This window comes from Ruegeria intermedia, assembly GCF_900129345.1.
In the GTDB taxonomy this organism is placed as follows: domain Bacteria; phylum Pseudomonadota; class Alphaproteobacteria; order Rhodobacterales; family Rhodobacteraceae; genus Ruegeria; species Ruegeria intermedia.
In genome coordinates this window covers 131898-155992 of the sequence record NZ_FQVK01000007.1, presented here as the reverse complement: position 1 = coordinate 155992, position 24095 = coordinate 131898, and the positions used below count along the sequence as shown (strand labels likewise).

The following is a 24095-nucleotide window of genomic DNA, read 5'->3' as shown; positions in this document are numbered from 1 at the left end:
ATGATCCCCAAAGGATACTGAACGGGCATCTCCCAGCCCGCAAAATCAACCAGCTTGCCACCCAATTCAACATGAAGTGCATGCAGCGGCGTGCGTTTCGATTGGGTCATCGTTTCTGCCTTTCCGTCATGGCGACCTATCTGAACCCGGCGCCCGAATGTCGTACGGGTGAGGTTCGATTGTGATTTCGCAACGAGGGCCGGTCGGCCCCCGTCATTCGCATTGGCCGAGGTCACTCGGCAGGAGCGCTCTCCGGCTCTTCGGACTTGCCCCCCGTGGCGAAGAACTCCTTCGTCAGCTTGAAGACGATCGGGCTCAGCAGGGCCAGGGCGATCAGGTTCGGAATCGCCATCATCGCGTTCAGGGTATCGGCCAGCAGCCAGATGAAACCCAGATCGGCAGTCGCGCCGAAATAGATCATCACGATCCACAGAACCCGGTAGGGCATCAGCGACTTCACGCCCAGCAGGAACTCGACGCATTTTTCGCCGTAGAACGACCACCCCAGGATGGTGGTAAAGGCGAAGATCGACAGTGCGATCGCGATCAGATACCCGCCGATGCCCGGCAGAGTGGTTTCGAAGGCCAGCGACGTCAGCGTCGCGCCGGATTCACCCGAGGTCCAGGCGCCCGATGCGATGATCGCCAGACCGGTGATCGAGCACACGATGATCGTGTCGATGAACGTGCCCAGCATCGCGATCAGGCCCTGGTTGACGGGCCCCTTGGTCTCGGCCGCCGCGTGGGCGATCGGAGCAGAACCCAGGCCGGCCTCGTTCGAGAACACGCCGCGCGCCACGCCGAAGCGGATCGCGGCCCAGACGGCGGCACCGGCAAAACCTCCCTCGGCCGCCGATGGCGTGAAGGCGTGGGTAAAGACCAGCGACAGCGCATGGCCGAGATTGCCCGCGTTGATCAGCAGAACCAGCAGGCCGGCAAGTACATAAGCCACGGCCATGAAGGGCACCAGCTTGCCCGCAACGGCGCCGATGCGGGTGATGCCACCCAGGATGACGGCCGCCGTAAGCACCATCAGGATGACGCCGGTGATCGAGGTGTTCAGGCCGAAATTGGTCTCGAGAACCTGAGCCACACCGTTGGCCTGCACGCCGTTGCCGATTCCGAAGGCGGCTATTGCGCCAAACACGGCAAAGGCGACGCCCAGCCAGGCCCATTTCGCGCCCAGGCCGTTCTTGATGTAGTACATCGGGCCGCCCACGTAGTTGCCCAGTTCATCCCGCTCGCGGTATTTCACCGAGCACACGGCTTCGGCATACTTGGTGGCCATGCCCACCAGCGCGGTCATCCACATCCAGAACAGCGCACCCGGGCCACCAAGAAAGACGGCGGTCGCCACACCGGCGATGTTGCCCGTGCCGATGGTCGCCGACAGCGACGTCATCAAAGCGTTGAACGGGCTGATCTGGCCCTCGCCCTGGCCTTCGCGGCCCTTGAACAGCAGGCTGAAGCCCGTGCCGATACGCAGGATCGGCATGAATTTCAGCCCGACCTGCAGAAAGAAGCCGACACCCAGAATGAGAACTAGCATCGCCGGTCCCCACACGATGCCATTCACGGCCCCCACGATTGAATTCAACGCTTCCATGGATTTCCTCCCTATTTTGCGTTGGGTTACACCCTGTCGGCGACAGCCCGCTGGCGGGCCTGCCTGAGGGCGGCAAAATCTTCGTCCGCATGGAATGATGACCGCGTCAGCGGCGTGGCGGACACGTGCAGAAAGCCTTTTGCGCGGGCGATCCGTTCCAGCTGGGCGAACTCCTCGGGCGCCCAGAACCGGTCGATCGGATGGTGTTTCGGGGTGGGCTGCAGATACTGTCCGACCGTCAGGAAATCGACGTCGGCCGCACGCAGATCATCCATCACCTGGCGAATGTCGTCCAGCGTTTCCCCCAACCCGACCATCAATCCGGACTTGGTGAACATCTGCGGATTGGAGCGCTTGGCGTCATCCAGCAGGCGCAGCGAGGCATAGTAGCGTGCGCCGGGCCGAACCGTCGGATACAGATGCGGAACCGTCTCGAGGTTGTGGTTGAACACGTCGGGGGCGGCTGCGAACACCGCATCGGCCGCACCCCGCTTGCCCAGAAAGTCGGGGGTCAGGACTTCGACCGTCGTGCCGGGGTTCTGGTGCCGCACGGCTCGGATGGTCTGGGCGATGTGTTCGGCGCCGCCATCGGCCAGATCGTCGCGATCGACCGAGGTGATGACGACGTGGCGCAGGCCGAGCTTGCGCACCGCCGCCGCCACGCGGCCCGGCTCGAACGGGTCCAGCGCGTCGGGGCGCCCGATGGTCGCCCATGATCATCATGGTGGCGTGGCGCCTGGACCAGCATTCCCCGATATTCGGGCAGGCCGCTTCTTCGCAGACGGTGGCCAGGTTGTGGTCGCGCATCAGGCGCCGGGTTTCGTAGTGCTCGGCGCTTTCCACTTTTTTCCGGCGGATCCATTTCGGCTTGCGCGGGATCTCGCTGTCGGCCTTGTTGGCCTTTTCGGGATGGCGGGGGCGAAGCTGGATGGTCATCTGGCGCCCCCGGTCACGCGTGGATCGCCCGGCCCATGGCGTCGAGGCAGGCCTCCTTGACCGCCTCGCCCATGGCCGGATGCGCATGGCAGGTGGCCGCGACATGCGCCACTGTCGCGCCGGTGGACATCGCCAGCACCAGTTCGGCGATCAGATCACCGGCATGGGCTCCGCAGATATGGGCGCCCAGAATATTGCCGTCAGGGTCGGCCAGCACCTTGACGGCACCGTCGGTTTCACCCGTGGACCGGGCGCGGGAATTGGCCATGAAGGCAAACTTGCCCACGACGTATTCGACGCCGGCGTCTTTCAGCTCTTCTTCGGTCCGGCCAACCGAGGCCACTTCGGGATCCGTGTAGACCACCCCCGGAACAGTGTTGTAGTCGACATGACCGACTTCGCCGGCCAGCATCTCGACACAGGCGACGCCGTCCTCTTCGGCCTTGTGGGCCAGCATCGGGCCGGGAACGCAGTCGCCGATGGCATAGATGCCGGGCACCGACGTCTGGAATGTGCTGTCGACTTCGATGAAGCCACGCGGGTCGAGGGCCATCCCCAAATCTTCCACCCCCAACCCGCGCGTCACCGGGCGGCGTCCGATGGCGACCAGCACCTTGTCTGCCTCGATCACCTCTTCCTTGTCCTTGCCGACCCGATCCAGTGTCAGCGTCAGCCCGGTCCCGGCCCTGTCGATGCTCTTCAAGGCCCGACCCAGCTGAAACTTGAGACCGCGCTTGGCCAAGGCACGTTGTGCCAGTTTCGCGATCTCGGCGTCGATGCCCGGCAGCACACGGTCGAGATACTCGACCACCGTGACCCTGGCGCCGAGGCGGGCCCAGACCTGACCCAGCTCCAATCCGATCACACCTGCGCCCACGACCACCAGGTGTTCGGGCACGCGCTCCAGCGCCAAGGCGCCGGTCGAACTCAGGACGTCGGTCTCGTCGATCTCGATCCCGCTCAGCGTGCTAGGCTCGGAGCCGGTGGCGATCAGAATGTTCTGTGCCTGGTACAGCACATCCCCGGCCTTGACCTGCCCGGCCGCCGGGATGCTGGCCCAACCTTCGATCAGATCGACGCCGTTCTTCTTGAACAGAAACGCAATGCCCTTGGTCAGATCACCGACGATCTTGTCCTTGCGCTCCATCATCGCACGGACGTCGATGCTGGCCCCCTCGACCGCAATGCCATGGGAGGAGAGATGTGCAAGCTCGGCATATCTGGCCGAGGAGGTCAGCAACGCTTTGGAGGGTATGCACCCCACATTCAGACAGGTCCCGCCCAGGGCGCCGCGGCCCTCGACACAGGCCACTTTCAAGCCCAGCTGGGCTGCGCGGATGGCTGCGACATAGCCACCCGGGCCGCCGCCGATGACGATCAGGTCATAAGTGTTCATGGATCAACTCTCAGCAGATTGGGTGGACCGTTCACCGTACGGAACGGAAGGCCGGCAGGTACGGCTGCGATCGCTCGGCCCGGCCACCTCATCGCAGCGCGACGACACGGCAATGGCAGGATCTTCTTGCGGACGCGCTGTCATGAATACCGGCTCCTCCTCGGCCCGAATCCTCTGTGCGAAACTCTGTTTCCTATAGGATACAGTTTTTCCTCTAGGCAACAATTTTTCATATACAAGCTTATTCTCCCAGATAAACAATCTGTTATCTTTTCGGAAAGGGAGGGAGCCAAATGCGGGAAGACACGCGGAAAAAGATCACCACCCCCGAGATCGCGGATGACGGCGCGGCGCTGGGACAAAGCATCCGCGAGGCCCGGCAAGCGAAGGGCTGGACGCTGGAAGAGGCCGGCCGGGCCGCCGGGATCGGTCGCTCGACCCTGTCGAAGATCGAAAACAATCTGACCCGCCCCAGTTTCGACATCATCCGACGTCTGACCCAGGCGCTGGACATGCACACGCCGAACCTTTTTCTGCAATCCGGCCAGAGCGGAATATCAGGGCGTCGCGACTATACGCCCAAGGGACGGGGCGAGCCCAAGGACACGCCGACCTATCTGCATGAACTGCTGTGCACGGACCTCACCAGCAAGCGGATGCTGCCCTATATCTCAGAAATCAAGGCGCGCGACATCTCGGAGTTCGAAACCTGGATCCGGCATTCGGGCGAGGAGTTCATGTATGTCCTCAGCGGCGAGTTGACCTTCATTTCCGAGCACTACCGCCCGTTGCCCATGAAAGCAGGAGATTCGCTGTACTACGACAGCAGCATGGGCCACGGCTGCATCTCGACCAGCGCGGAAAACGCGCGTGTGCTGTGGGTTTCGCTGGAATGAAACCGCTCCACGAAGGGTCTCCTTGATCTCGGAGGAACCAATGTGGTGCGGGTGGAGGGACTTGAACCCCCACGCCTTGCGGCGCCAGAACCTAAATCTGGTGCGTCTACCAATTTCGCCACACCCGCATGCCAGCACCTGCCGTGCAGGGCTGTTGGGCTGATAACAAAGCTTCCCGGCAAGTGCGAGAGGGAATTTTCCGCATCGCACCGCGCCGGGGCCGAAGCCGGGATGCCTGCGCGGTGGGCAGGGTCCGGTTTTGGCCAAGGTACGCGGGATCGTGACCGTGTCGCACGAACCTCCATACGTTGTGCCGCAACTGGGTGTCATGTCAGGCGCTCTCGCCGGCCGACGCTTTGCCCGCACCTGGGCCGACGCGGGGGCAACCATTGCCAGGTCGGCGAAGGCCTTCCGGACGAATCCAAAAGTCCGAGATTTCTCTGAATCTTAGCTTTCTACCGGACCTTGCGCGCGTTCCCGCTCGGACCGTCTGGCCAGGATCCGACGCAGTCGGTCCGGGGCGCCGCGGCCAATTTCTCATTTCTTCTTTAAGTTGCAACACCTTACCAGAGTCCACCCACATTTGCGCCACATTTCAGGCGTCAAAATAACGCAATCGCGCCCAACAAAGACCGCCTTGAAGGTAATTCTGTTCAGCAAGGAGTTAATGAGTCTTTTCGCCGCCCGGCAATTTACCAGTGTGTCTCGCAACTCCAGAACAAGGGTCTCAGCCGTGACCAAACACATGAGCTCATACGCCACCGAGGAAGACACCGTCTTTCTTGCCCGAGAGAATTTTGCCGGCGAACTCAGAACTCTGAACCGGCGCTTTCCGAACACCGGATTCGGCATCGCCCTGCAGACGCAGACGGGCGACGAATATCTGCTGGCCAACGCGCGCATGCCGCTTCCCACCGAAGGCGCACGCGGGTTTCCGAGCGGCCGCCGCGTCGCGCGGCTGGAGAACGGGAACCGCTTCAGGTCCATCGAGATTCTGGCGGATTCCGAAAGCCTGAAGTCCGTCTCACCCAGCACCGAGGCAGACATTCTCGGTAACGCGCTGGAAATCATCGCCCGCATCGACAATTTCGGCGAATCGGTGGCCGCCCGTCCGCAACCCGACATCGCCGCAACAGGAACCGGAGGCTGAAATGGCCCGAAACGACCACCTTCTGTCCGTAGGAAACGAGGCACTGGCACCGATGACCGAGGCCATGTCCGCGCTGACGACCCAGATCGACCAGCTGACAGAGGTGGCCGATGCGCGCTCGACCGCGCGCCTGTCCACGCTTCGCACCCGGCTTGAAAACTTTACCGCCAGCGTCACGTTCGTGGGGCAGGTCAAGGCCGGGAAATCCTCGATCGTGAACATCCTGGCGGGTCGCCCGAACCTGCTGCCGTCGGACGTGAACCCGTGGACCTCGGTGGTGACGACGCTGAACATCAACACCCGCGCGCCGGGCGACTACAAATCGAAATTCACCTTCTTCGAGCAGGAAGAATGGGACAATCTGATGGTGGGTGGCGGCCGTCTGGGCGAACTGGCCAACCGCGCCGGCGCCGATGACGAGATCGAGGACATCCGCCGTCAGATCGCCCAAATGAAGGCCAAGTCCGAAGAGCGGCTGGGCAAGCATTTCGACCTGATCCTGGGCCAGAGCCACCAGTACGACTATTTCGACGCGGAACTGGTCCAGCGCTATGTCTGCCTGGGCGACGAGGATGACCCGGACATCGACCCCAAGACCGGCCGCTTTGCCGACGTGACGAAATCGGCGGAACTGTACATGGACATTCCACAATACCCGATCGCGCTGAAACTGTGCGACACGCCGGGCGTGAACGATACCTTCATGGTGCGCGAGCAGATCACCCTGCGCAGCCTGCGCGGGTCCGAAGTCTGCGTCGTGGTTCTGGCGGCCAGCCAGGCGCTGACGACGATGGACATGGCCTTGATGCGGATCATCGCCCAGTTCGAAAATCGCCAGATCATCCTGTTCGTCAACCGCATCGACGAGCTGACCGACCCGGTCAGCCAGGTGCCCGAAATCCGCGACCGGATTCTGGACACGCTGAAACAGAACGGCATCGACACCAACACCAGCGTCGTGTTCGGCAGCGCCCTGTGGGCCGAGGCCGCCCTGACCGGCAATCCCGAAATTCTGACCGAGGATTCGCGCCGGGCGCTGAACACGTTCTATCTGGCCGCAGGCTTTGGCGATCAGGCGGCCTCGCTGGACAAGATCTGGGCACTGTCCGGGCTGCCCGATCTGCTGCTGGCCATGAACGAACGCATCGCCGAAGGCGCGGGCCAGCGCCTGCTCGACCGGGTGCGCCACCGCGCGCGCAACATCGCCAGCCAGATCCGGGCGACTTCGGTGGCCAAATCCCTGTCGGACAGTGACGGGCTGGCGCGCGACCTGGATGGCGTCGCGCCGGAAGAGGCGATCGCCAAGCTGAGCGAGGACTATGACCAAAAGGCCGCCGAGCTGACCACGAAACTGCGCGACAAGGTGCTGGAACGGCTGGCCTCGGCCGAGGCGAATTTCGTCAAACGTGCAACGGATTCGCTGATCGCCCACCTGGAACAGAACGGCGAGCAGGGCACCTGGCAATATGACCCGGCCGGCCTGCGCACCCTGCAGAAGGCGGCCTATTTCAGCTTTGCCCGGTCGATGCGCAAAGAGGCCGGGGCGCTGTATTCCGCCGCTGCCGCCGATGTCGAGGCGCTGTACCACAAGATTCTGGGCAACCATCTGGGCGAATTCAACATCGAGGCCCCGATCGTGCCCCGCGTGCCGCCGCCATTGGGCATCGGGCGCACCATCGCGCTGGACCTGCAAAGCACCTGGTGGCGCAGGTGGTGGCAACGGCGCAAGGGGTTCGAGGCCTACGCCGCCGACTATACCCGCCTGATCGCGTCCGAGGCGAACTCGATCACCAAGGACCTGGAAGAGACCCAGATCGCCGCGGTTCTGGAAAACGTCCGGGCGACGCTGACCGATTTCATGCGCGAGCAGAAGGAAACCCTGCTGAGCATCTCGCAGTCCGCGACCAAGGGCGACAACCCCAACGCCGCCCTGCTGGCCGGAATCGAGCCGAAAAAGTCCCGCGATGAAATCCTGGGCGACATCCTCAAGAACCTCAGCAACGAAGCAGCGTAAGCAAATGGCCAAAGATACACAGATCCGCTTCGTCTCTCCGAAGGCATGGGAACGCATCGAGCAGTGGTCCCGCCGCAAACCGGTGTTTGCCCTGATGGGGGAATTCAGCGCCGGCAAGTCGACGCTGATGAACTTTCTTCTGCGCAAGCAAACCTTGCCCACGCAGGTCACCGCCACCCAGCTGCCGCCGGTCTGGTTCAGCTGGGGCAACCGACCGGCCTATGTGCAGGGCCACGACGGCAGCAAGACGCAAATCGGCCTGGACCAGCTGAACCAGGTCGGCGTCAATGACGCGCAGTTCATCCGCATCTTTCTCGAGGCCGACATCCTCGAGGCGGTCGATCTGATCGACACGCCCGGCATTTCCGACCCCAAGATCGACACCGATGTCTGGCGCCGGGCCGTGGGTCAGGCCAACGGGGTTCTGTGGTGCACGCATTCCACCCAAGCCTGGCGCGAAACCGAACGCGCCACCTGGGTGTCGCTGCCGGAACGCCTGCAGCACAACTCGCTGCTGCTGGTCACGCGCGCCGATGCCCTGGCCCAGAAAGACCGCCAGAAGGTGCTGCGCCGCGTCAACCGCGAAGCCGGTCACCTGTTCAACCGCACCATCCTGTTTTCGGCCAAGGACGCCATCATCGCGCGCGACAAGACCGGCGATGCCGAGCTGTGGGCCCGCAGCGGCGGTGGCAAGATGATCGACAGCTTCCTCGAGATCACCGAGCAGATCATGGATCAGCGCGCCGAAATGCTGACCCGCTATCAGATCGACAAGACACTCGCCCCGGCCGACGAGCCCCGGACAGCCGCGACCGCAGAGCCGGAGGCGCCCACCGCCGAGGCTCCGCTGAAACTGGGCGACCCGCTGCGGGCCGAGGACGGGTTCGATGCGGTTCGCAACTCGGACGACGTGATCGCGACCTTCCCGGTCCGGCCCGCCCGGGTCGAGCGCCGCAGGGAAGATGGCGATCGCGCGCGCATCGACGCCGAGGATGCCGAGCGGATGCGGGCCGAGATGACGCCCATGACCGAAGACGACGATGACCTGCGCTCGTTGTTCCGTGAACCCGAGGACTCGCGTGCGGACATCACCGGCCGCCATCTCGAGCCGTCCCGGCTCGGGGGGCTCGAACTCGAGGACGAGTTCGATCTGAGCGACGGAGCGTCGGACCTGTCCGACGAGGACGACTCGGGAGAGGACGCCGAGCAAGTGGTGACGACCCTGTCGGAAAAGCTGCGCGTGGAACCGCCCGCCGATGCCGCCCCGACCGAAGATCCCGACCCGGCACCGGCGGATATCGAGGTTTCGGTTTCCTCGATCACCGCCCTGCTGTCCGAACAGCAGGCCGCCGACCCGGACTGCTACGAGCCCGAACCCGAATCGAATGCCTTGACCAATGACGAGACCGCCGACGACCCGCAGCCGGCCCATGCGTTTGATCATCTGCTGGACGTCCCGGCCGGAACGCCGCTGAGCGCGGCCGCCATGTGGCGCGAGGTTTCCGACAGCACCGAACTGCCGTCGGACCCGGCCGGATTGCGCGCCGCCTTTCAGGCTTTTCTGGAGGAATTCGACCAGATCGCGCGCGAACACAGTGACCGGCAGAGACCACCAGCGGTGATGAACGAACCCAAGGACAGGGCTGAATGGCAGGTCTCGTGACGCGACCCCGCGGATCGGGCGGATCGGAAAAAGCCGTTTCCCGCCCGGACGATGAATGTTATCGATTGCGCGACGGTAAGACCCCGTTGCGCATCGGTTTTTTGAAAGGTTGACAGGACGTTAGATGAGCATTGAGGCCGCCCTGACCAGCGCCATGGAGACCATCCCCGACTGTATCGTGGCCGGGTATATCGACATGGAAACGGGCATGTTGCTGGGCGCATCAACGACGGATGATGCCGATGCCGAGGTTCTGGACAATCTGGCCATCGCCGTTGCCAACCTGTTTCAGGGGCGCGGTGTACAGGCCTTCCAGGACCTGCTCGAATCGGCTGGCCTGCAGGACAACGACACCCCCGGATTCGGAGAAATCGCCGTGTTCTCGCAGGACCGGCTGCACATCTTTCTGCGGACGCGCGAGTACCCGGAACACGTGGTCTGCTACATCTGCCACGCCAGCGCCAATACCGGCCTGGCCCTGACCAAATCGCACCTGAGCCTCGGGCCGGTGGCGGCGGCGGTCTAGCAAGGATCTGAGGGACGGATGCAATGACGGCGACAGAGATCATCGACATGCTCGAAAATATCGGGCGCAGGGCGACGCCACGGCTGTCGCCCGCGGTCGACCTGACGGCGGAAACACCCGCCGCGCGGCGCGATCTGATCCTGCAGGCGATCCGGGGCACCGTCCTGCCCCGCCGCGTCGAGTTCACCGCCCCTGATGGAACGCTTCTGGCGCTTGAGCTGAACAGCTCGCGCATTACCGACGTCTACGGGTCAAGCACGGGCGAACTTCCCGATTTCGCGACCGAACCGCGGGAAACCATCGTGCAGAAGCTGGCCCGACTGGTGTCGGACCTCGCCCTTGCGGGTAATCCGATTCAGATGGTGTCCCTGCAACCCGACGGTCCGACCGAGGCCGACGATGTCGGGATCACCTTCACCGAGATGAAAACGGCCTGCGCGGTGATCGAGCTGCGGGAAGACGAGCCCAGGCTGACCGTCCTGCAGACACCCGACCCCGAACCCCTCGCGGACGACCCGGCCCCGGAAAACGAAGGGCTCGCGGCCGCCTTTTTCGAAGGTTCCGAGCGCTTTGCGATGGGCCGCTTTCTCAGCGGCCCGGCATCCACGCGCCGGCATGACGGCCTTTGCGCGGATGGCCAGCCCCTGCACCCGTCGACCGGCTTGTTGGACCGGTTCGCAAAGGACCTGGCCGGCTGGGATGCGGATGCAGGCGGGCACCTGCCTCATCCGCAACTGATCGTCATGCGCCCATCGGGCGGCAAGGGAGCCGCACTGGCCCTGTTGCGCGACGGACAGGACAACGCTGCCGCCATTCACGACGCGCGCAAGCTGGGGGCCGTTGTCGCGCTGTGGAAATCGCTTCGGGGGGCGGATCCGTGACGACCCGACCCTTTTTTGCAGTTCAATCCGTAACTTCACGCATATTTGCCAGTTTTCGAGGTTAGTGTCATGAGTGAATCCAACCGCCGGGAATTGATCCGGATCGCCAATGAATTGAACGAAATGAGCAATGACGAAAGCCGTCATTTCATTTCGCGGATCATTGACGACCTGACAAACCTGAAACCGTCGATCGCCTTTGTCGGGCAGATCAAGGCGGGGAAATCGCGGCTGATCAACGGATTCACCGGCCAGGCCGAATTTCTGCCCTCGGACGTCAACCCCTGGACGACGGTGATTACCGACATGCATTTCGGGCACCCGTCGGGGCGAACGCAGGGGGCGCAGTTCCACTTTTTCGACGACCGCCAGTGGCGCGCCCTGATCGCCGAAGGCGAAGAACTGCGCAACATGTTCCCCGATGACGAGGACAGCTACAAACGCGAGATGATCGAAGAGCAGGTCGAGGCGATGAAAACCCGCGCCCGGCTGCGGCTGGGCGACAGCTATGAGCAGCTGCTGGGCCAGCACCACGACCTTGAAGAGCTGACCTCCGAGGACCTTGCCCGCTATGTCTGCGCCGGCGAGGATCCGACCGAGGCGACCGAGCATGATCCGGGCTCGGACCGGGGTCTGTACAGCGACATCACCCGCAAGGCCGATGTCTATTTCGAACGGGGCCATTTTCCGTTTCCACTGACCGTGACCGACACGCCCGGCGTGAACGATCCGCTGCTGATCCGCGAGGAGATCTCGCGTCAGTATCTGAAGGAAAGCGATTTCTTCGTCGTGGTGCTGTCGGCGCATCAGGCTCTGTCGCGTGCCGATCTGAAACTGTTCCGCCTGATGCAGGCGCTGGAACTGGGCCAGATCGTGGTGTTCATCAACCGCGTCGACGAGTTGAACGGCGGCGCCGAGGACGCCGCGAAGGTTCGCGCCGACGTGCTGGACGGCCTGCACAAGGCGCTGGGAAAAACCAATATCGACGTGCTGATGGGCAGCGCCCAGTGGGCGCATTATGCGCTGACCGGCGACGAAACCCAAGTGAACCATGACGAGGTTCTGGCCTGGCTGCGCGCCCATCCCGATCAGATGCAGCAGTATCTGGAAGGGGTTCGGAAACTGAAGCAGGCCCCTGCCCCGATCAGCCGCGAAGCGGTCCTGCGCTATGCCGCGATGATCGCGTCGGGCCTGCCGGATCTGCGCCGCCACGTCACCACCGCGCTGGCCGAAGGCAAGCGCGAGGAACAGCTGCGCATGGCGTGGCAGCATCTCAACAGTTTTGCCGAAGGGGCGCTGGAACGCGGCAAGGCACGCCTGCGCGCGCTGGACGAAGACGGCCGGTGCCAGACCGAAAGCGCCGCAGAGAACGACAAGACGCTGGCCCATCTGCGCAAGACCGTGGCCGACCGCATCGTCGAAATCACCCGCGAGATGGACGACATTCTGGCCAATCTTCGCGGGGTGATGGACGATACCGTGGCCGAGGCGGTCGCCGACGTGGTATACGGCCCCGACGGGCAATCCCCTCTGTTGGCCAAGGGCGACGCGACCGAGTTGAACTTTGTCCCCCTGCGCGAACGGATGCGTGAGCTGGTCCAGGGCGCGACCCAGGTGATCCGCCAGCGCATGCTCAGCGAGCTCTATTCGATCGACATGCAGGCGAATGGCGCGCTGCGCGCCCTGCCCGGCTGGCAGGAACCGGCCGACAGCCGCATGAACACCAGCGCGGTGCGCTGGTACCGCCCCGACACCTCGGCTCTGACCCGCGGGATCACGGTCGAGCTGCGGGTGAACTGGCTGTCGCGGCTGATTTCCCGCAAATCGGTCGTGTCCCGGGCCGAGCGCATGATCGTGCAGGAGTTCCAGCTGATCGGCGACGACCTGATCGACACCGCCCGCGACGATCTGCTGGAGCGGTTGAACACGGTTCTGGATCATTTTCTGGCCTTGCTGGCGGGTCATCTTGAAAACCGCGCCGCATCGGGCAAAAACTCGGAACGTGCCCAGGCCCAGATCGAGCTGGACCGCGCGCGGACCATCGCGGACCAGCTGCAATCCGTCTTTGACACCAACCACGGCAACGAACGACAACCGGAGGCCGCAGAGTGATCGAATTTCCCTCTACCGAACACGAGGTCCGACAGCTCGAGCGCTTTCTCAGCGCCACCGAATCGCTGCCCGCGACGGACCGGCTCGAGGATATGCGCGCCCGTGCGCAGGCCCATGCCGAACGGTTGTCGACCGCGGTGTCGATCGGGTTCGCCGGTGAATTCGGCGCCGGCAAATCCAGCCTGGCCAACATGCTGGCCGGGGCCGACATTCTGCCCACCGGCCCGCAGCATCTGAAACTGCCGCTGGTGATCGTGGCCTATGCCGACGCACCCGAAACCACCGTCGGCTGGTGGGACAAGGAACCCAAGACCTATTCGGGCATCGCCTTGGAAAAGGCGGCCGCCGACAACCCCGATTTCATATCGGTCGGGCTGAACACCCCGGCCCTGCGCGAAATCTCGTTGTTCGATCTGCCCGGATCGGGCGCCCTGGATGACAGCTACAAGCAGACGCTGGATCTGCTGAAATTCGTCGACTGCGCGATCTGGTGCACCAACGGCACCAACGCCTGGCGCGAGACCGAACACCACCTGTGGGCGCAGGTGCCGGAAACTCTGCGCGCCAACAGCCTGCTGGCCGTGACCCATGCCGACCTGCCGCCGGTGCGCGACGCCCTTGATCGCGTATTGGCCCGGCTGGAAAAACAGAAGACCGGCATGTTCCGGGCCATCGTCCCGATCGGAACACCGGTCGCCGTGCGCGCCATGGCCCAGGAACCCGAACCCGATTTCGCCTTGTGGGAGACCTGCGGCGGCCAGAAACTGGCCGAGCAGATGCTGGAAATCGCCTCGGACCGGCGCAAATCCGATCTGGAGGCCGCGCGCCGCGACCTGAAACAGGATTTTCTGCCGTTTCTTGAGACTCTCAAGGGTGCCGAGACCGAAACCCCCGATACGCGCACCGTCCAGCCCAGCCTGAAATCGACGCTGCCGCCGCTGTCCAATCCGATCCTCGAAGACTGGCTGGCCGCCATCGCCAGCATCTACGAAGACCTGCGCGACAGCTCGGACATCGACCCCGGCACCTTTCTGGAAAGCTGCCGGGAGATCGTCGAAGATTTTGCCGAACGCCTGGACTCCGGGTCCGAGATCGACCCCGAGGCCGACTGGATTCCGGGCGAGTTCGAAAAGGCCACGGACCTGCTGCTGCTGCTTCAGTTCGAAACCGGCGAGGCCCGGCTGAAGGATGCGGTCAGCATACTGGCGCAGCTCAGCGACAATCTGGCCTGGGCCGGCAGCAAGGTCGCCGCGGCCGCGCCCCGGACCGGCACCTGAACTCTTCGCGCCCGGATTGCGCCGCACAGCGGCGAATCGAGCGCCCGGACACTGCCAACAATTGTTTCGAATCCGTCGACCATGCCCGCCGTGACCCATGGACTGACGATGGGCGGTCACACCAAAACCCTTCATTTGGTGTGCAAACATAAAGCGACCACAATATATAGATCCCCCAATGGGGCGATCCATAGTGAAGCCATGCGGCGGCCCCAATAAAGTCAAATTTGAACCGTCTAACCGTTCTCAAGTGTCCTGCGGTTGTTTTTTGGTTGTGAGTGCAGGGGCAGTTTGTCCGGTTTTTTGTAGGCCGCAAGAATTGAACTCATGGGCGGGAAAAAATGAATCACAACCGCGCGGTCGGTGCCTCGCACGACGAACCACAGATCCAAGGGCTGCAACCCGGCGCGAAACTGCTGCGCGGCCAGTATGAAATTCTGGAATTCATCAGCAATGGCGGGTTCGGGATCACCTACCTGGCCCGTGACAGCCTGGATCGCAACGTGGTCATCAAGGAATGCTATCCCGGGGCGCTGTGCCGCCGGAACGGCGACCTGGTCGAACCCAACGACCCCGCCTTCAAGGACGACCTGCGCGCCATCATCGATCTGTTCATCCAGGAGGCCCGCAACCACGCGCGGCTGGTGCATCCGAACATCGTGGATGTTCATCAGGTATTCGAGGACAACGACACCGCCTATATCGCGATGGACCTGATCCGCGGCTGCGACCTGCTGGATTTCATCGAAGACCCCAAGACCGAAAGCGGCCCCGATTTCATCGTGCAGGTCACCGAGAAGATGCTGTCGGCGGTGTCGTTCATTCACCAGAGCGGCATGTTGCACCGCGACATCTCGCCCGACAACATCCTGATCGACGAACATGGCGAGCCGATCCTGATCGATTTCGGGGCCGCACGCGAACAGGCCGCCAACAAGTCCGCCGCCCTGTTGACCCTGCGGGTCATCAAGGACGGCTATTCCCCGCATGAATTCTATGTGCGCGGGTCGGAACAGGGGCCCAGCAGCGATCTGTATGTGCTGGGCGCCACGCTGTACCACGCGATCAGCGGCGAACGGCCCATCGACGGGCAGACCCGCCTGAACGCCTTCAACAACGGCCAGCCGGACCCGTATGTCCCGCTGACCGGCCGGTTCCAGGGCTATCCCGAAGGGTTCCTCGAAGCGATCGACAAGGCGATGGAGCTTCACGCTACGGATCGCCTGCAATCGGCCTTGGACTGGCTGCGCATGTTCCGCGGCCCCAGCGTCGTGTTCGACAACTTCGACTATCGTCCGGTCTCGGTCATCGTCGCGCTGGACCGCGAAGATGACGAGGCCGAAAAGGCCCGCATCAAGGCCGAGGCCGACAATGCCGAAGCGGTCGTGACAGCCCTGCTGGCCGGCAATTCCGACCTGGCTCTCGGCCCGGCCGAAAACAACGAGACGACCGTGTCCGGGTCTGCCGAAACGTCGGCTCCGGCGGTCGACACCGTCGTTCAGAAAAGCTCGAGCGGCACCGGCAAGCTGATCGCCGGCCTGGCGGTTCTGGCGGCACTGGCCGCAGGCGGCGGATATGTCTGGATGAACAAGGGCACACCGGCCCCCGACGCCGCCACAATCGCCGAACAGGCGGAAACGAATGTTGCGGTCGCGACACCCGAGGTCACACCGGAAGCCCCCGCGCCCGCCGCATCGGACCCCGAATCCGGCACCGCTCTCGAAAAACCCGAGGCCGACCTTGCGGACAGTCGCGGGTCGGAAACAACCGCCGCCGTTCAAGAGACGCAAGCCACGCAGGACCAGCCTGTCGAGCAGGCGCAAACGGCTGATCCGGTCGCCAAAAAGCCCACCGCTCCGGCGGCACCGGTCAAGCTGGCACAGAACCAGCTGGCCTTTGCCCATTGGGATGTCGAGATCCCCTTCTCGACCGCCAAGCGGCGCGGCTCCACCGGCAGCGCGATCGCGATCACCGGCGTTGAACAGGGCCGGGACCTGTCGGTCATCGGCGATTGGGTCGCACGCGGGGCGGTCATCTACACCCTGAACGGTGAACCCATTCAGGACGATGTGCCCCTGGCGACGCAGGTGCTGAACAACCTTCAGATCGACCCCGACGGCTATGTCCGCGTGGCCGCCCGGTACCGGGCGCCAGGCAAGACCCGGCCCGAGAACGGCCTGCTGGCCCTGCCCGCGATCCGCAGCTTCGGGTTGACCAACGGGTATGGCTTCACCGCCCGTGCCGGTGGCGATACGGGTTGGCAGACCATCGTGAGCGACGCGCCGACTGAAGGGGCCGGAACCTTGCAGGAAGGCGACATCCTTCTGCGCGAGATCCACAGCGGCATCGAATTCACGGCGGCCGACAGCCTGGATCAGGCAGTGGCCGAACTGGTGGCCGATGGCCAGCCCGAGGCAAAGCTGGCGGTGTCGCGCAACGGCGCCGAGACCACCGCTCTGATGCCCCTGACACAGGAGCAGGCGGAATGACCTGACCGACAAGTCCCGAACCCGCCAGCGTGTTTGGCTGAGGGTGGCCCCGGTTTCGCCACCCTGACGGGATCCGGCCCGTCGCGGAACGTAAAAGTTGCCTGGTTTCCCCGATCATCAGTGCCCTGCCCCTGCGCAGAGGTTTTTTCGCAGCCCCACGGATTCATCCGGTCCGTGCAAGAAGTCAAAAGGTGTCGACACCATGTTCAAATACAAAAGCCCCCTCAGCCGGCTTCTCGAAGGTGCCGGCAAGACCAAGGAAGCCGAGGCCACCGATCCGGTCGAAGCCACGCAGCCAGAACCCGAGGCTGCGCCCGACGAGAAACCTCAGCCGATCGCGGATTTCAACGCGCTTCGGCAGGCTCTGGGTGGCGGCGACCTGAACACCGAAGGCTTCGAGGAGAGCGACGAGCTGCTCCCCGAGGACAAAATGCCCGAGTTTGACGACGAGGAAGAGCAGGTCGCCGAGGCGGCCGAGGAAGCCCCGGCGCAGTCCGAAGCGCCGGAACCCGAATCCGAGCAGGTCGTGACGCTGCGCTTGGCTCAGCCCGAGCCGGAACCGGCGGCTGAACCCGAAACGGAAACCGTCGCTCTGCCCGAGGCGGCGCCGGTCGTACAAGACGGCACGCCCGAAGCGGTTGCCGAAACGGCCGAGACACCCGAACCTGAGGCGGCCGCGCTGGAAACCTCCCCCGAACCGCCCGTCGCTGCGCCCGAGCCTGCCACGATCGCGCCCACCGCAACCGCGGCCATGGCTGCGGCACCCGAAGCAGCACAGCAAGACCGCCGCGCGCGGGTCAAGACCACCTTCCTGGGCTTCGAGCGGCCGGACACCCATGTTCAGGATCTGATCGAAACCGCCGAACCGATCCGCAAGGCCGAGACCACTGCCGAGACCTTCCCGGTTGGCTGGCTGGTGGTTACCGGCGGCCCCGGCCGTGGCTCCAGCATCGCCCTGAAAGAAGGCCTGATGCAGATCGGCCGCAACGACGATCAGGCGATCCAGCTCGATTTCGGCGACACGGGCATTTCGCGGTCGAACCATGCGTTCATCGCCTATGATCCGGAAGACCGGAAATGTTATATGGGCCATGGCGGCAAGGCCAACCTGGTGCGCCTGAACGGCAAGCCGGTTCTCAGCACCGTTCCGCTGGCCAGCGGCGACCTGATCCGCATCAGCGAAACGTCCCTGCGCTTCGTCGCCTTCTGCGACGAAAACTTCGACTGGCGGGACGCATAACGAATGCTGGCGACACCGTCATATGACATTGCGCTGATCCTGGATCAGGGCCGGCGCGACTCGCAGGAGGACGCGATCGCGGCACGTGTCTTCGACGCGGCCAATGCCGGTTACGTGGTGGTGGCCGACGGTATGGGCGGTCACGCGGCCGGCGAGGTCGCCTCTGACCTGGTGATCAAGGCCTGGCGTTCGGTTCTGGATGCTGTTCTGGACAGTCACGACCCGACCGAAAGCGAATTGCTGGACGCCCTGCCCCTGGCTGCCATGCAGGCCAATGCAGCGGTGGCGGGCTATGGCGAAGAGCAGCCGGCGGGCTTCAACATGGGGTCGACCCTTCTGGGCGTTCTGCTGCTGCGCAACCGGCTGTTCTGGATTTCGATCGGCGACAGCCCCCTGTACCTGTTCCGGGACGGCGTGCTGACCCAGATCAACGAAGATCATTCGATGGCCCCCGAAATCGACGCCCGCATCGCACAGGGGCATCTGACCGAAGCCGAGGGCCGTGACCACCCCGACCGCAACCAGCTGACCTCGGTCATCATGGGCGCGGCGATTCCCAAGGTGGACTGCCCCGAACAGGCGCTGGAACTGGGCCCCAGGGATATCGTGGTTCTGGGCAGCGACGGGCTGCAATACCTGACCGACGACGAAATCCGCGCGACCCTGCAAGACAACGCCGACGCGCCTTCACAGGACATCGCCGACAGCCTGCTGCAGGCCCTGATCGCCAAGGCCGACCCCGACCAGGACAACATTTCGATCGCCGTCGTGAAAGCGACCGGACAATAACAAGAGCAACCCAACAGGACCCATGAAAAAGACACTCCTCATATCCAGCCTGGCCCTTGCGGCAGCCGCCGGAGCAGCCTCGGCGCAACAGGCCTGCTCGGACTACGAGATCCAGCGCGGCGACAGCCTGCGGGCACTGGCCATCGAAGTCTATGCGACCGAAGACTTCCGCATCATCTATGACGCCAACCGCGAGGTGATCGGATCGAATCCGAACATCATCCGCGTGGGCGACATTCTCAAGATGCCCTGTCTCGAAGATGTCGGCCGGGCCGCACCCCAGCCCGAGACCGAGGCCGAGCGCATGGCCGCCGAGATGGCCGCCGAACTGGTCAAGGCCGCCGAAGAGCGCGCCGCCAAGGCCATCGCCGAGGCCGAGGCCCGCGTCGCCGCCGCCGAGGCCGAAGCCAAAAAGGCCAGCGAAGAGGCGGTGATTGCCGCCAAAGCGGCCGCGAAACAAGAGATCGAAGCCGCCCGCGCCGAGGCCGCCGCACTGATCCGCGACGCCGGCACGGCCGAGCGCCCGGCCATCCGTGACCGTCAGCTGCTGCTGATCACCGGCGGCAACTATGCGCCCTTCACCGACGAATCGCTGCCCCATCGCGGGCTGTACACGCATCTGGTCGAAACCGCGTTTCTGCGGGCCGCGCCCGAACAGGCCTACAAGATCCAGTTCGTCAACGACTGGTCTTCGCATCTGGACCTGCTGATGCCGACCCTGGCCTTCGACGCCACCTTCCCCTGGTCGCGCCCCAACTGCGAAGAGGCCGAAGCCCTGTCGGAAAGCGACCGGAACCGGTGCGAAACCTACAACTTCTCGAACCCGTTCTACGAGGTGGTCGATACGTTCTTTGCCAAGGATGGCTCGGGCTACGAGACCACGCTCAGCTATGCCGATTTCGCGGGTGCAACGATCTGCCGGCCCGAAGGCTGGTCGACCTCGCACATGGATGCGGTGGGCCTGTATGAGCCCGCGATCACCCTGATGCGCCCGGTCGACCCGGACGACTGTTTCCACGCCGCCATGGACGGCCGCGCCGACATCGTGGCCATCGAGGCGCACCTGGCCGTCGAAGCGATCAAGCGGCTGGGCTACGAGCATCAGCTCATCGAGAACCCCAACCTTGCGGCGATCAAGCCGCTCAATGTCATGACCCACAAGGACAACCCGGATGGGGAAGCGATCCTCGAGACGCTAAATCAGGGTCTGGCGATCATGCAGCAATCGGGCGAATGGCGCGACATCGTGTCCGAAGCCCTGCGGTACCAAATGGAAAACGGATAAGGCGCCGAAAAGGCCCGGCAAAACAAAAGTCTGGAGGAAGTGGACATGTTTGAAATCAATCTGAAGAAACTGGTGGTTGCGGCCACCGCAATTACCGCCCTGAGCGCCGGCGCCGCCGCCGCGCAAGAGGCCTGCTCGAACTATACGGTTCAGGATGGCGACACGCTGGCAACCATCTCGATCGCGGCTTACGGCACGTCGAACTACCAGCCGATCTTCAACGCAAACCGCAACATCATCTCGAACCCCTCGAACCTCGAGCCGGGCCTGGTGCTGGCCCTGCCCTGTGAGGACGGCAGCCTGCCCAACGGCCTAAGCGCACAGGACCTGATCGCCGCCGCAGAAGCCCGCAACGCGAACAACAAGGCGTCGAACGTCTATGAACCGCCCGTCAAGATTCTTGCCGGCGGCAACTATGCACCCTTCTCCGACGAGGGCCTGTCGGGCGGTGGCCTTCTGGTGCGTCTTGCCTCGACCGCGCTCAGCCGTGGCGGCAACAACCGCGAGCATTCGGTGAGCTTCGTGAACGACTGGGGTTCGCACTTGGACACGCTGCTGCCGCTGGGCGCGTTCGACGTAGGTCTTGGCTGGTACATCCCGGATTGCTCGAACCGCAGCTACGAATGGTCGGCGGAAACAACCCGCCGCTGCAACGATTTTGACTCGACCGTCAGCGTATATGACGTGGTTATCGGGTTCTACACCCTGCCCGACAGCAAATACGCCGAGGCCCGTTCGTTCGAAGACTTCAAAGGCGCGCGTCTGTGCCGGATGGATGCCTGGTTCACCCATGACCTCGAAGAACAGGGTGTTTTCGAGCCGAACATCACAATGGTCCGCCCGATCAGCGCCGCTGAGTGCCTCGACGCCGTTCTGACCGGTACCGCCGACGTTGCATCCTTCGAGGTGCAGCTGGCAGCGGATGCCATGAGCGAAATGGGCCTGACACCGAAGGACATCGTGGAAAACCCCTTCGTGAACACCATTGCCAGCCAGCGCATCATCGCGCATCGCAGCAATCCGTTCGGCAAGCAGTACATCGCGATGCTGAACAAGGGCCTGAATGAAATGCGCGAGTCGGGCGAATGGTACGACATCGTTTCGGACACCCTGCGCGAGCACAACGAAAAGATGAACGCCGCGTCGAACTGATCCCTCGGTTGCGCGAAAGTCCTGGGGCCGGTTTTGCGACCGGCCCTTTTTTTGTCGGCGCCCGTAACAGGCCACATCCACAAGGAAAACGGCCAGCACCCCAAATGCTGGCCGTTTTCTGAGTGAGTGGTGCAGCCCCGAAAGGGCCTCACCGGTATTTGTCCGAGGTTAATTGGAGGATAGCCCCGCACAGTGCGGCTGGATATTGGGGGAATCCCGTAGAATCTCGGTCAATTCAACGAAATTTGGTTGGAATACTCTGCCGGGTTGCCGGACGGCGCGTTTCCCCCGAAGAATTTGTCCGCGCAATTGGTGGCGTTTGCCCACGACGCCGTCGGTCAGGCATCCGGGTCGCAGGCCCGCGCGACGGCGCGGGCCTGTCCGTTTCTCAGCCGATGATGGCGTTCAGCGTGGCGCTGGGGCGCATCACCGCCGCAACCTTGGCCCGGTCGGGGTGGTAATACCCGCCAAGATCCACCGGCTTGCCCTGCACGGCAGCCAGTTCGGCCAGGATCTGCGGCTCTTTCTCGGCCAGTTCCTTGGCGATCGGCCCGAACGTCGCGGCCAGGTCGGCATCGTCGGACTGCGCGGCCAGCGCCTCGGCCCAATAGCGGGCAAACCAGTAGTGGCTGTCACGGTTGTCCGGCTCGCCGACCTTGCGGCTGGGCGAGCGCTCGTTGTCCAGCACGCCCTGCGTCGCGGCCTCGGCCGCGGCGCCCAGAACGGCCGCCTTGGCGTTGCCGCGGCTGTCGGCCAGGAAGTTCAGCGATTCCCCCAGCGCGCAGAATTCGCCCATCGAGTCCCAACGCAGGTGGTTTTCCTCGACCAGCTGCTGCACGTGCTTGGGCGCCGAGCCACCCGCGCCGGTTTCGAACAGACCGCCGCCGTTCATCAGCTTGACGATCGACAGCATCTTGGCCGAGGTCCCCAGTTCGAGGATCGGGAACAGATCGGTCAGATAATCGCGCAGCACGTTGCCGGTGATGGCGATGCTGTCCTTGCCGGCGGTGATGGTTTCCAGCGTCTTGCGGGTCGCCTCACGCGGGGCCATGATCAGGAACTTGTCGGCCACGCCAGCGGCCTCGAGGGCCGGTTTGACGTATTTGATCAGCTCGGCGTCATGGGCGCGGTTCGCGTCCAGCCAGAAAATCGCCTCGGACCCGGTCAGGCGCTGACGATCCATCGCCAGCTGGATCCAGTTCTCGATCGGGGCCTTCTTGGCGGTGCAGGCGCGCCAGATGTCGCCCTTTTCGACCTCATGCGAATGCAGGACCTCGCCATTGGCCAGGACAATGCGGATCGTGCCATCGGCGGGCGCTTCGAAGGTGGTCGGGTGGCTGCCGTATTCTTCGGCCTTCTGCGCCATCAGGCCCACATTGGCGACCGAACCGGCGGTGGCCGGGTTCAGCGCGCCGTTGGCTTTGAAGAAATTGATGGTCTCGTCATAGACCGGCGCATAGCAGCGGTCGGGGATCACGCAGTTGGTGTCGCCCTTCTTGCCGCTTTCATCCCAGCCCTTGCCGCCCGCGCGGATCACGGCGGGCATCGAAGCGTCGATGATCACGTCCGACGGCACGTGCAGGTTGGTGATGCCCTTGTCGCTGTCGACCATGTACATCGAGGGACGCTCGGCCTTGACCGCTTCGATCGCGGCCATGATCTCGGCGTCGTCCTTGACGCGATCCAGCAGATCGCCCAGCCCCGAGTTCGGGTTGACGCCCAGCTGCGCCATGCGGTCGCCGTATTTCTCGAACACCGGCGCCAGCCACGCCTTGACCGCATAGCCGAAAATGATCGGGTCAGAGACCTTCATCATCGTCGCCTTCAGGTGCAGCGAGAACATGGTGCCGTCTTTCTTGGTGTCCTCGATCGCGGCATCCAGGAACTCCGACAGCGCCTTGACCGACATGAAGGTGGCATCGGCAACGGTGCCTTCCTCCAGCGTCCAGCCGTCTTTCAGAACGGTCACGCCACCATCCTGGCCCACGAATTCGATCCGCGCGTCACCGGCCTGATCGGCGGTGATGGTGGCCGATTTCTCGTTGCCGTAGAAATCATTGCCCGGCATGGACGACACCTTGGTCTTGCTGTCGGCCGTCCATTCGCCCATCGAATGCGGGTGCTGCTGGGCATAGCGCTTGACCGCCTTGGCGGCGCGGCGGTCGCTGTTGCCCTCGCGCAGAACCGGGTTCACGGCCGAGCCCTTGATCGCGTCATAGCGGGCGCGGATCTCTTTCTCAGTGTCGGTCTTCGGGTCCTCGGGATAGTTCGGGATGTCATAGCCCTGCCCCTGCAGTTCCTTGATGGCAGCGACCAGCTGCGGCACCGAGGCCGAGATGTTGGGCAGCTTGATCACGTTGGCCTCGGGGGTTTTCACCAGCTCGCCCAGGGCGGCCAGATCGTCGGGCTGACGCTGCTCTTCGGTCAGGTTTTCGGGGAAAGCCGCGATGATGCGCCCGGCCAGCGAAATGTCCTTGGTGCCGACGCTGACGCCCGCGGCCGAGGCGAATTTGCGGATGATGGGCAGGAACGAGGCACTGGCCAGCTCCGGCGCTTCGTCTACGATGGTATACAATATGTCGAAGTTCGATTTTTCTGCCATGTTCCCTTACCTTTTTTAAGCCTTTCAGGGGCGTGCGATCCGAGAGTTGTGCCGCGTGCGGCGCGGCGTGCGAGGAGCGTG

At 63.7% G+C, this 24095-nt stretch carries 16 protein-coding genes, 1 tRNA gene and 1 pseudogene; 13 read left to right on the top strand and 5 right to left on the bottom strand.

Annotation, left to right across the window (positions count from 1 at the left end; genetic code table 11):
- Positions 1 to 232: 232 nt before the first annotated feature.
- From F3H26_RS07365 to lpdA, 3 genes and pseudogenes are all read right to left on the bottom strand, one after another.
- Positions 233 to 1606 carry an alanine/glycine:cation symporter family protein gene (locus F3H26_RS07365; RefSeq protein WP_149775404.1) on the bottom strand — a complete coding sequence of 458 codons (1374 nt, stop codon included), beginning with the start codon at positions 1604 to 1606 and terminating at the stop codon, positions 233 to 235.
- Between the two features lie 26 nt (positions 1607 to 1632).
- Positions 1633 to 2542 (bottom strand): annotated as a pseudogene (gene lipA / locus F3H26_RS07360) (lipoyl synthase).
- Between the two features lie 13 nt (positions 2543 to 2555).
- Positions 2556 to 3938 carry a dihydrolipoyl dehydrogenase gene (lpdA, locus tag F3H26_RS07355; RefSeq protein WP_149775403.1) on the bottom strand — a complete coding sequence of 461 codons (1383 nt, stop codon included), beginning with the start codon at positions 3936 to 3938 and terminating at the stop codon, positions 2556 to 2558.
- A 293-nt stretch (positions 3939 to 4231) separates the two neighbouring features.
- On the opposite strand from lpdA, the gene F3H26_RS07350 reads away from it, so the two are divergent.
- On the top strand, positions 4232 to 4834 hold the full coding sequence (locus tag F3H26_RS07350) for a helix-turn-helix domain-containing protein (RefSeq protein ID WP_149775402.1): 603 nt from the start codon (positions 4232 to 4234) through the stop codon (positions 4832 to 4834).
- A 43-nt stretch (positions 4835 to 4877) separates the two neighbouring features.
- Here the strand turns inward: F3H26_RS07350 and F3H26_RS07345 are convergent.
- Positions 4878 to 4962 (bottom strand) — tRNA-Leu (locus F3H26_RS07345).
- Positions 4963 to 5417: 455 nt separating this feature from the next.
- On the opposite strand from F3H26_RS07345, the gene F3H26_RS19430 reads away from it, so the two are divergent.
- The 12 genes from F3H26_RS19430 (at position 5418) to F3H26_RS07285 (ending at position 21412) form a co-directional block, all read left to right on the top strand.
- Positions 5418 to 5984 carry a hypothetical protein gene (locus tag F3H26_RS19430; protein ID WP_188127720.1) on the top strand — a complete coding sequence of 189 codons (567 nt, stop codon included), beginning with the start codon at positions 5418 to 5420 and terminating at the stop codon, positions 5982 to 5984.
- A gap of 1 nt (position 5985) precedes the next feature.
- Entirely contained in the window at positions 5986 to 7998 is a 2013-nt protein-coding gene (locus F3H26_RS07335) for a dynamin family protein (protein WP_149775401.1), read from the top strand.
- Between the two features lie 4 nt (positions 7999 to 8002).
- Entirely contained in the window at positions 8003 to 9661 is a 1659-nt protein-coding gene (locus F3H26_RS07330; protein ID WP_149775400.1) for a dynamin family protein, read from the top strand.
- A 124-nt stretch (positions 9662 to 9785) separates the two neighbouring features.
- A complete protein-coding gene (locus tag F3H26_RS07325; RefSeq protein ID WP_149775399.1) occupies positions 9786 to 10187 on the top strand; it encodes a hypothetical protein in 402 nt (133 codons plus the stop codon).
- 23 nt (positions 10188 to 10210) lie between these two features.
- A complete protein-coding gene (locus tag F3H26_RS07320; protein WP_149775398.1) occupies positions 10211 to 11068 on the top strand; it encodes a hypothetical protein in 858 nt (285 codons plus the stop codon).
- A 69-nt stretch (positions 11069 to 11137) separates the two neighbouring features.
- Positions 11138 to 13180, top strand: a complete 2043-nt coding sequence (locus F3H26_RS07315; RefSeq protein WP_149775397.1) for a dynamin family protein — start codon at positions 11138 to 11140, stop codon at positions 13178 to 13180.
- Positions 13177 to 14457, top strand: a complete 1281-nt coding sequence (locus F3H26_RS07310) for a dynamin family protein (RefSeq protein ID WP_149775396.1) — start codon at positions 13177 to 13179, stop codon at positions 14455 to 14457. The genes F3H26_RS07315 and F3H26_RS07310 overlap by 4 nt, the downstream gene beginning before the upstream one ends.
- A 341-nt stretch (positions 14458 to 14798) precedes the next feature.
- The gene (locus F3H26_RS07305; protein WP_149775395.1) at positions 14799 to 16946 is read left to right on the top strand and encodes a serine/threonine protein kinase; all 2148 of its coding nucleotides are present in this window, start codon (positions 14799 to 14801) and stop codon (positions 16944 to 16946) included.
- A 202-nt stretch (positions 16947 to 17148) separates the two neighbouring features.
- Positions 17149 to 18186 carry an FHA domain-containing protein gene (locus F3H26_RS07300; RefSeq protein WP_149775394.1) on the top strand — a complete coding sequence of 346 codons (1038 nt, stop codon included), beginning with the start codon at positions 17149 to 17151 and terminating at the stop codon, positions 18184 to 18186.
- A 3-nt stretch (positions 18187 to 18189) separates the two neighbouring features.
- Complete coding sequence (locus F3H26_RS07295) at positions 18190 to 18975, top strand: PP2C family protein-serine/threonine phosphatase (RefSeq protein ID WP_149775393.1); 786 nt, start codon at positions 18190 to 18192, stop codon at positions 18973 to 18975.
- Between the two features lie 22 nt (positions 18976 to 18997).
- The gene (locus F3H26_RS07290) at positions 18998 to 20260 is read left to right on the top strand and encodes a transporter substrate-binding domain-containing protein (RefSeq protein ID WP_149775392.1); all 1263 of its coding nucleotides are present in this window, start codon (positions 18998 to 19000) and stop codon (positions 20258 to 20260) included.
- Between the two features lie 45 nt (positions 20261 to 20305).
- Positions 20306 to 21412: a transporter substrate-binding domain-containing protein gene (locus F3H26_RS07285; RefSeq protein ID WP_149775391.1), complete on the top strand. Its 1107-nt coding sequence runs from the start codon at positions 20306 to 20308 to the stop codon at positions 21410 to 21412.
- 388 nt (positions 21413 to 21800) lie between these two features.
- Here the strand turns inward: F3H26_RS07285 and F3H26_RS07280 are convergent, their stop codons facing one another.
- Entirely contained in the window at positions 21801 to 24014 is a 2214-nt protein-coding gene (locus F3H26_RS07280; RefSeq protein WP_149775390.1) for an NADP-dependent isocitrate dehydrogenase, read from the bottom strand.
- Positions 24015 to 24095: the final 81 nt, after the last annotated feature.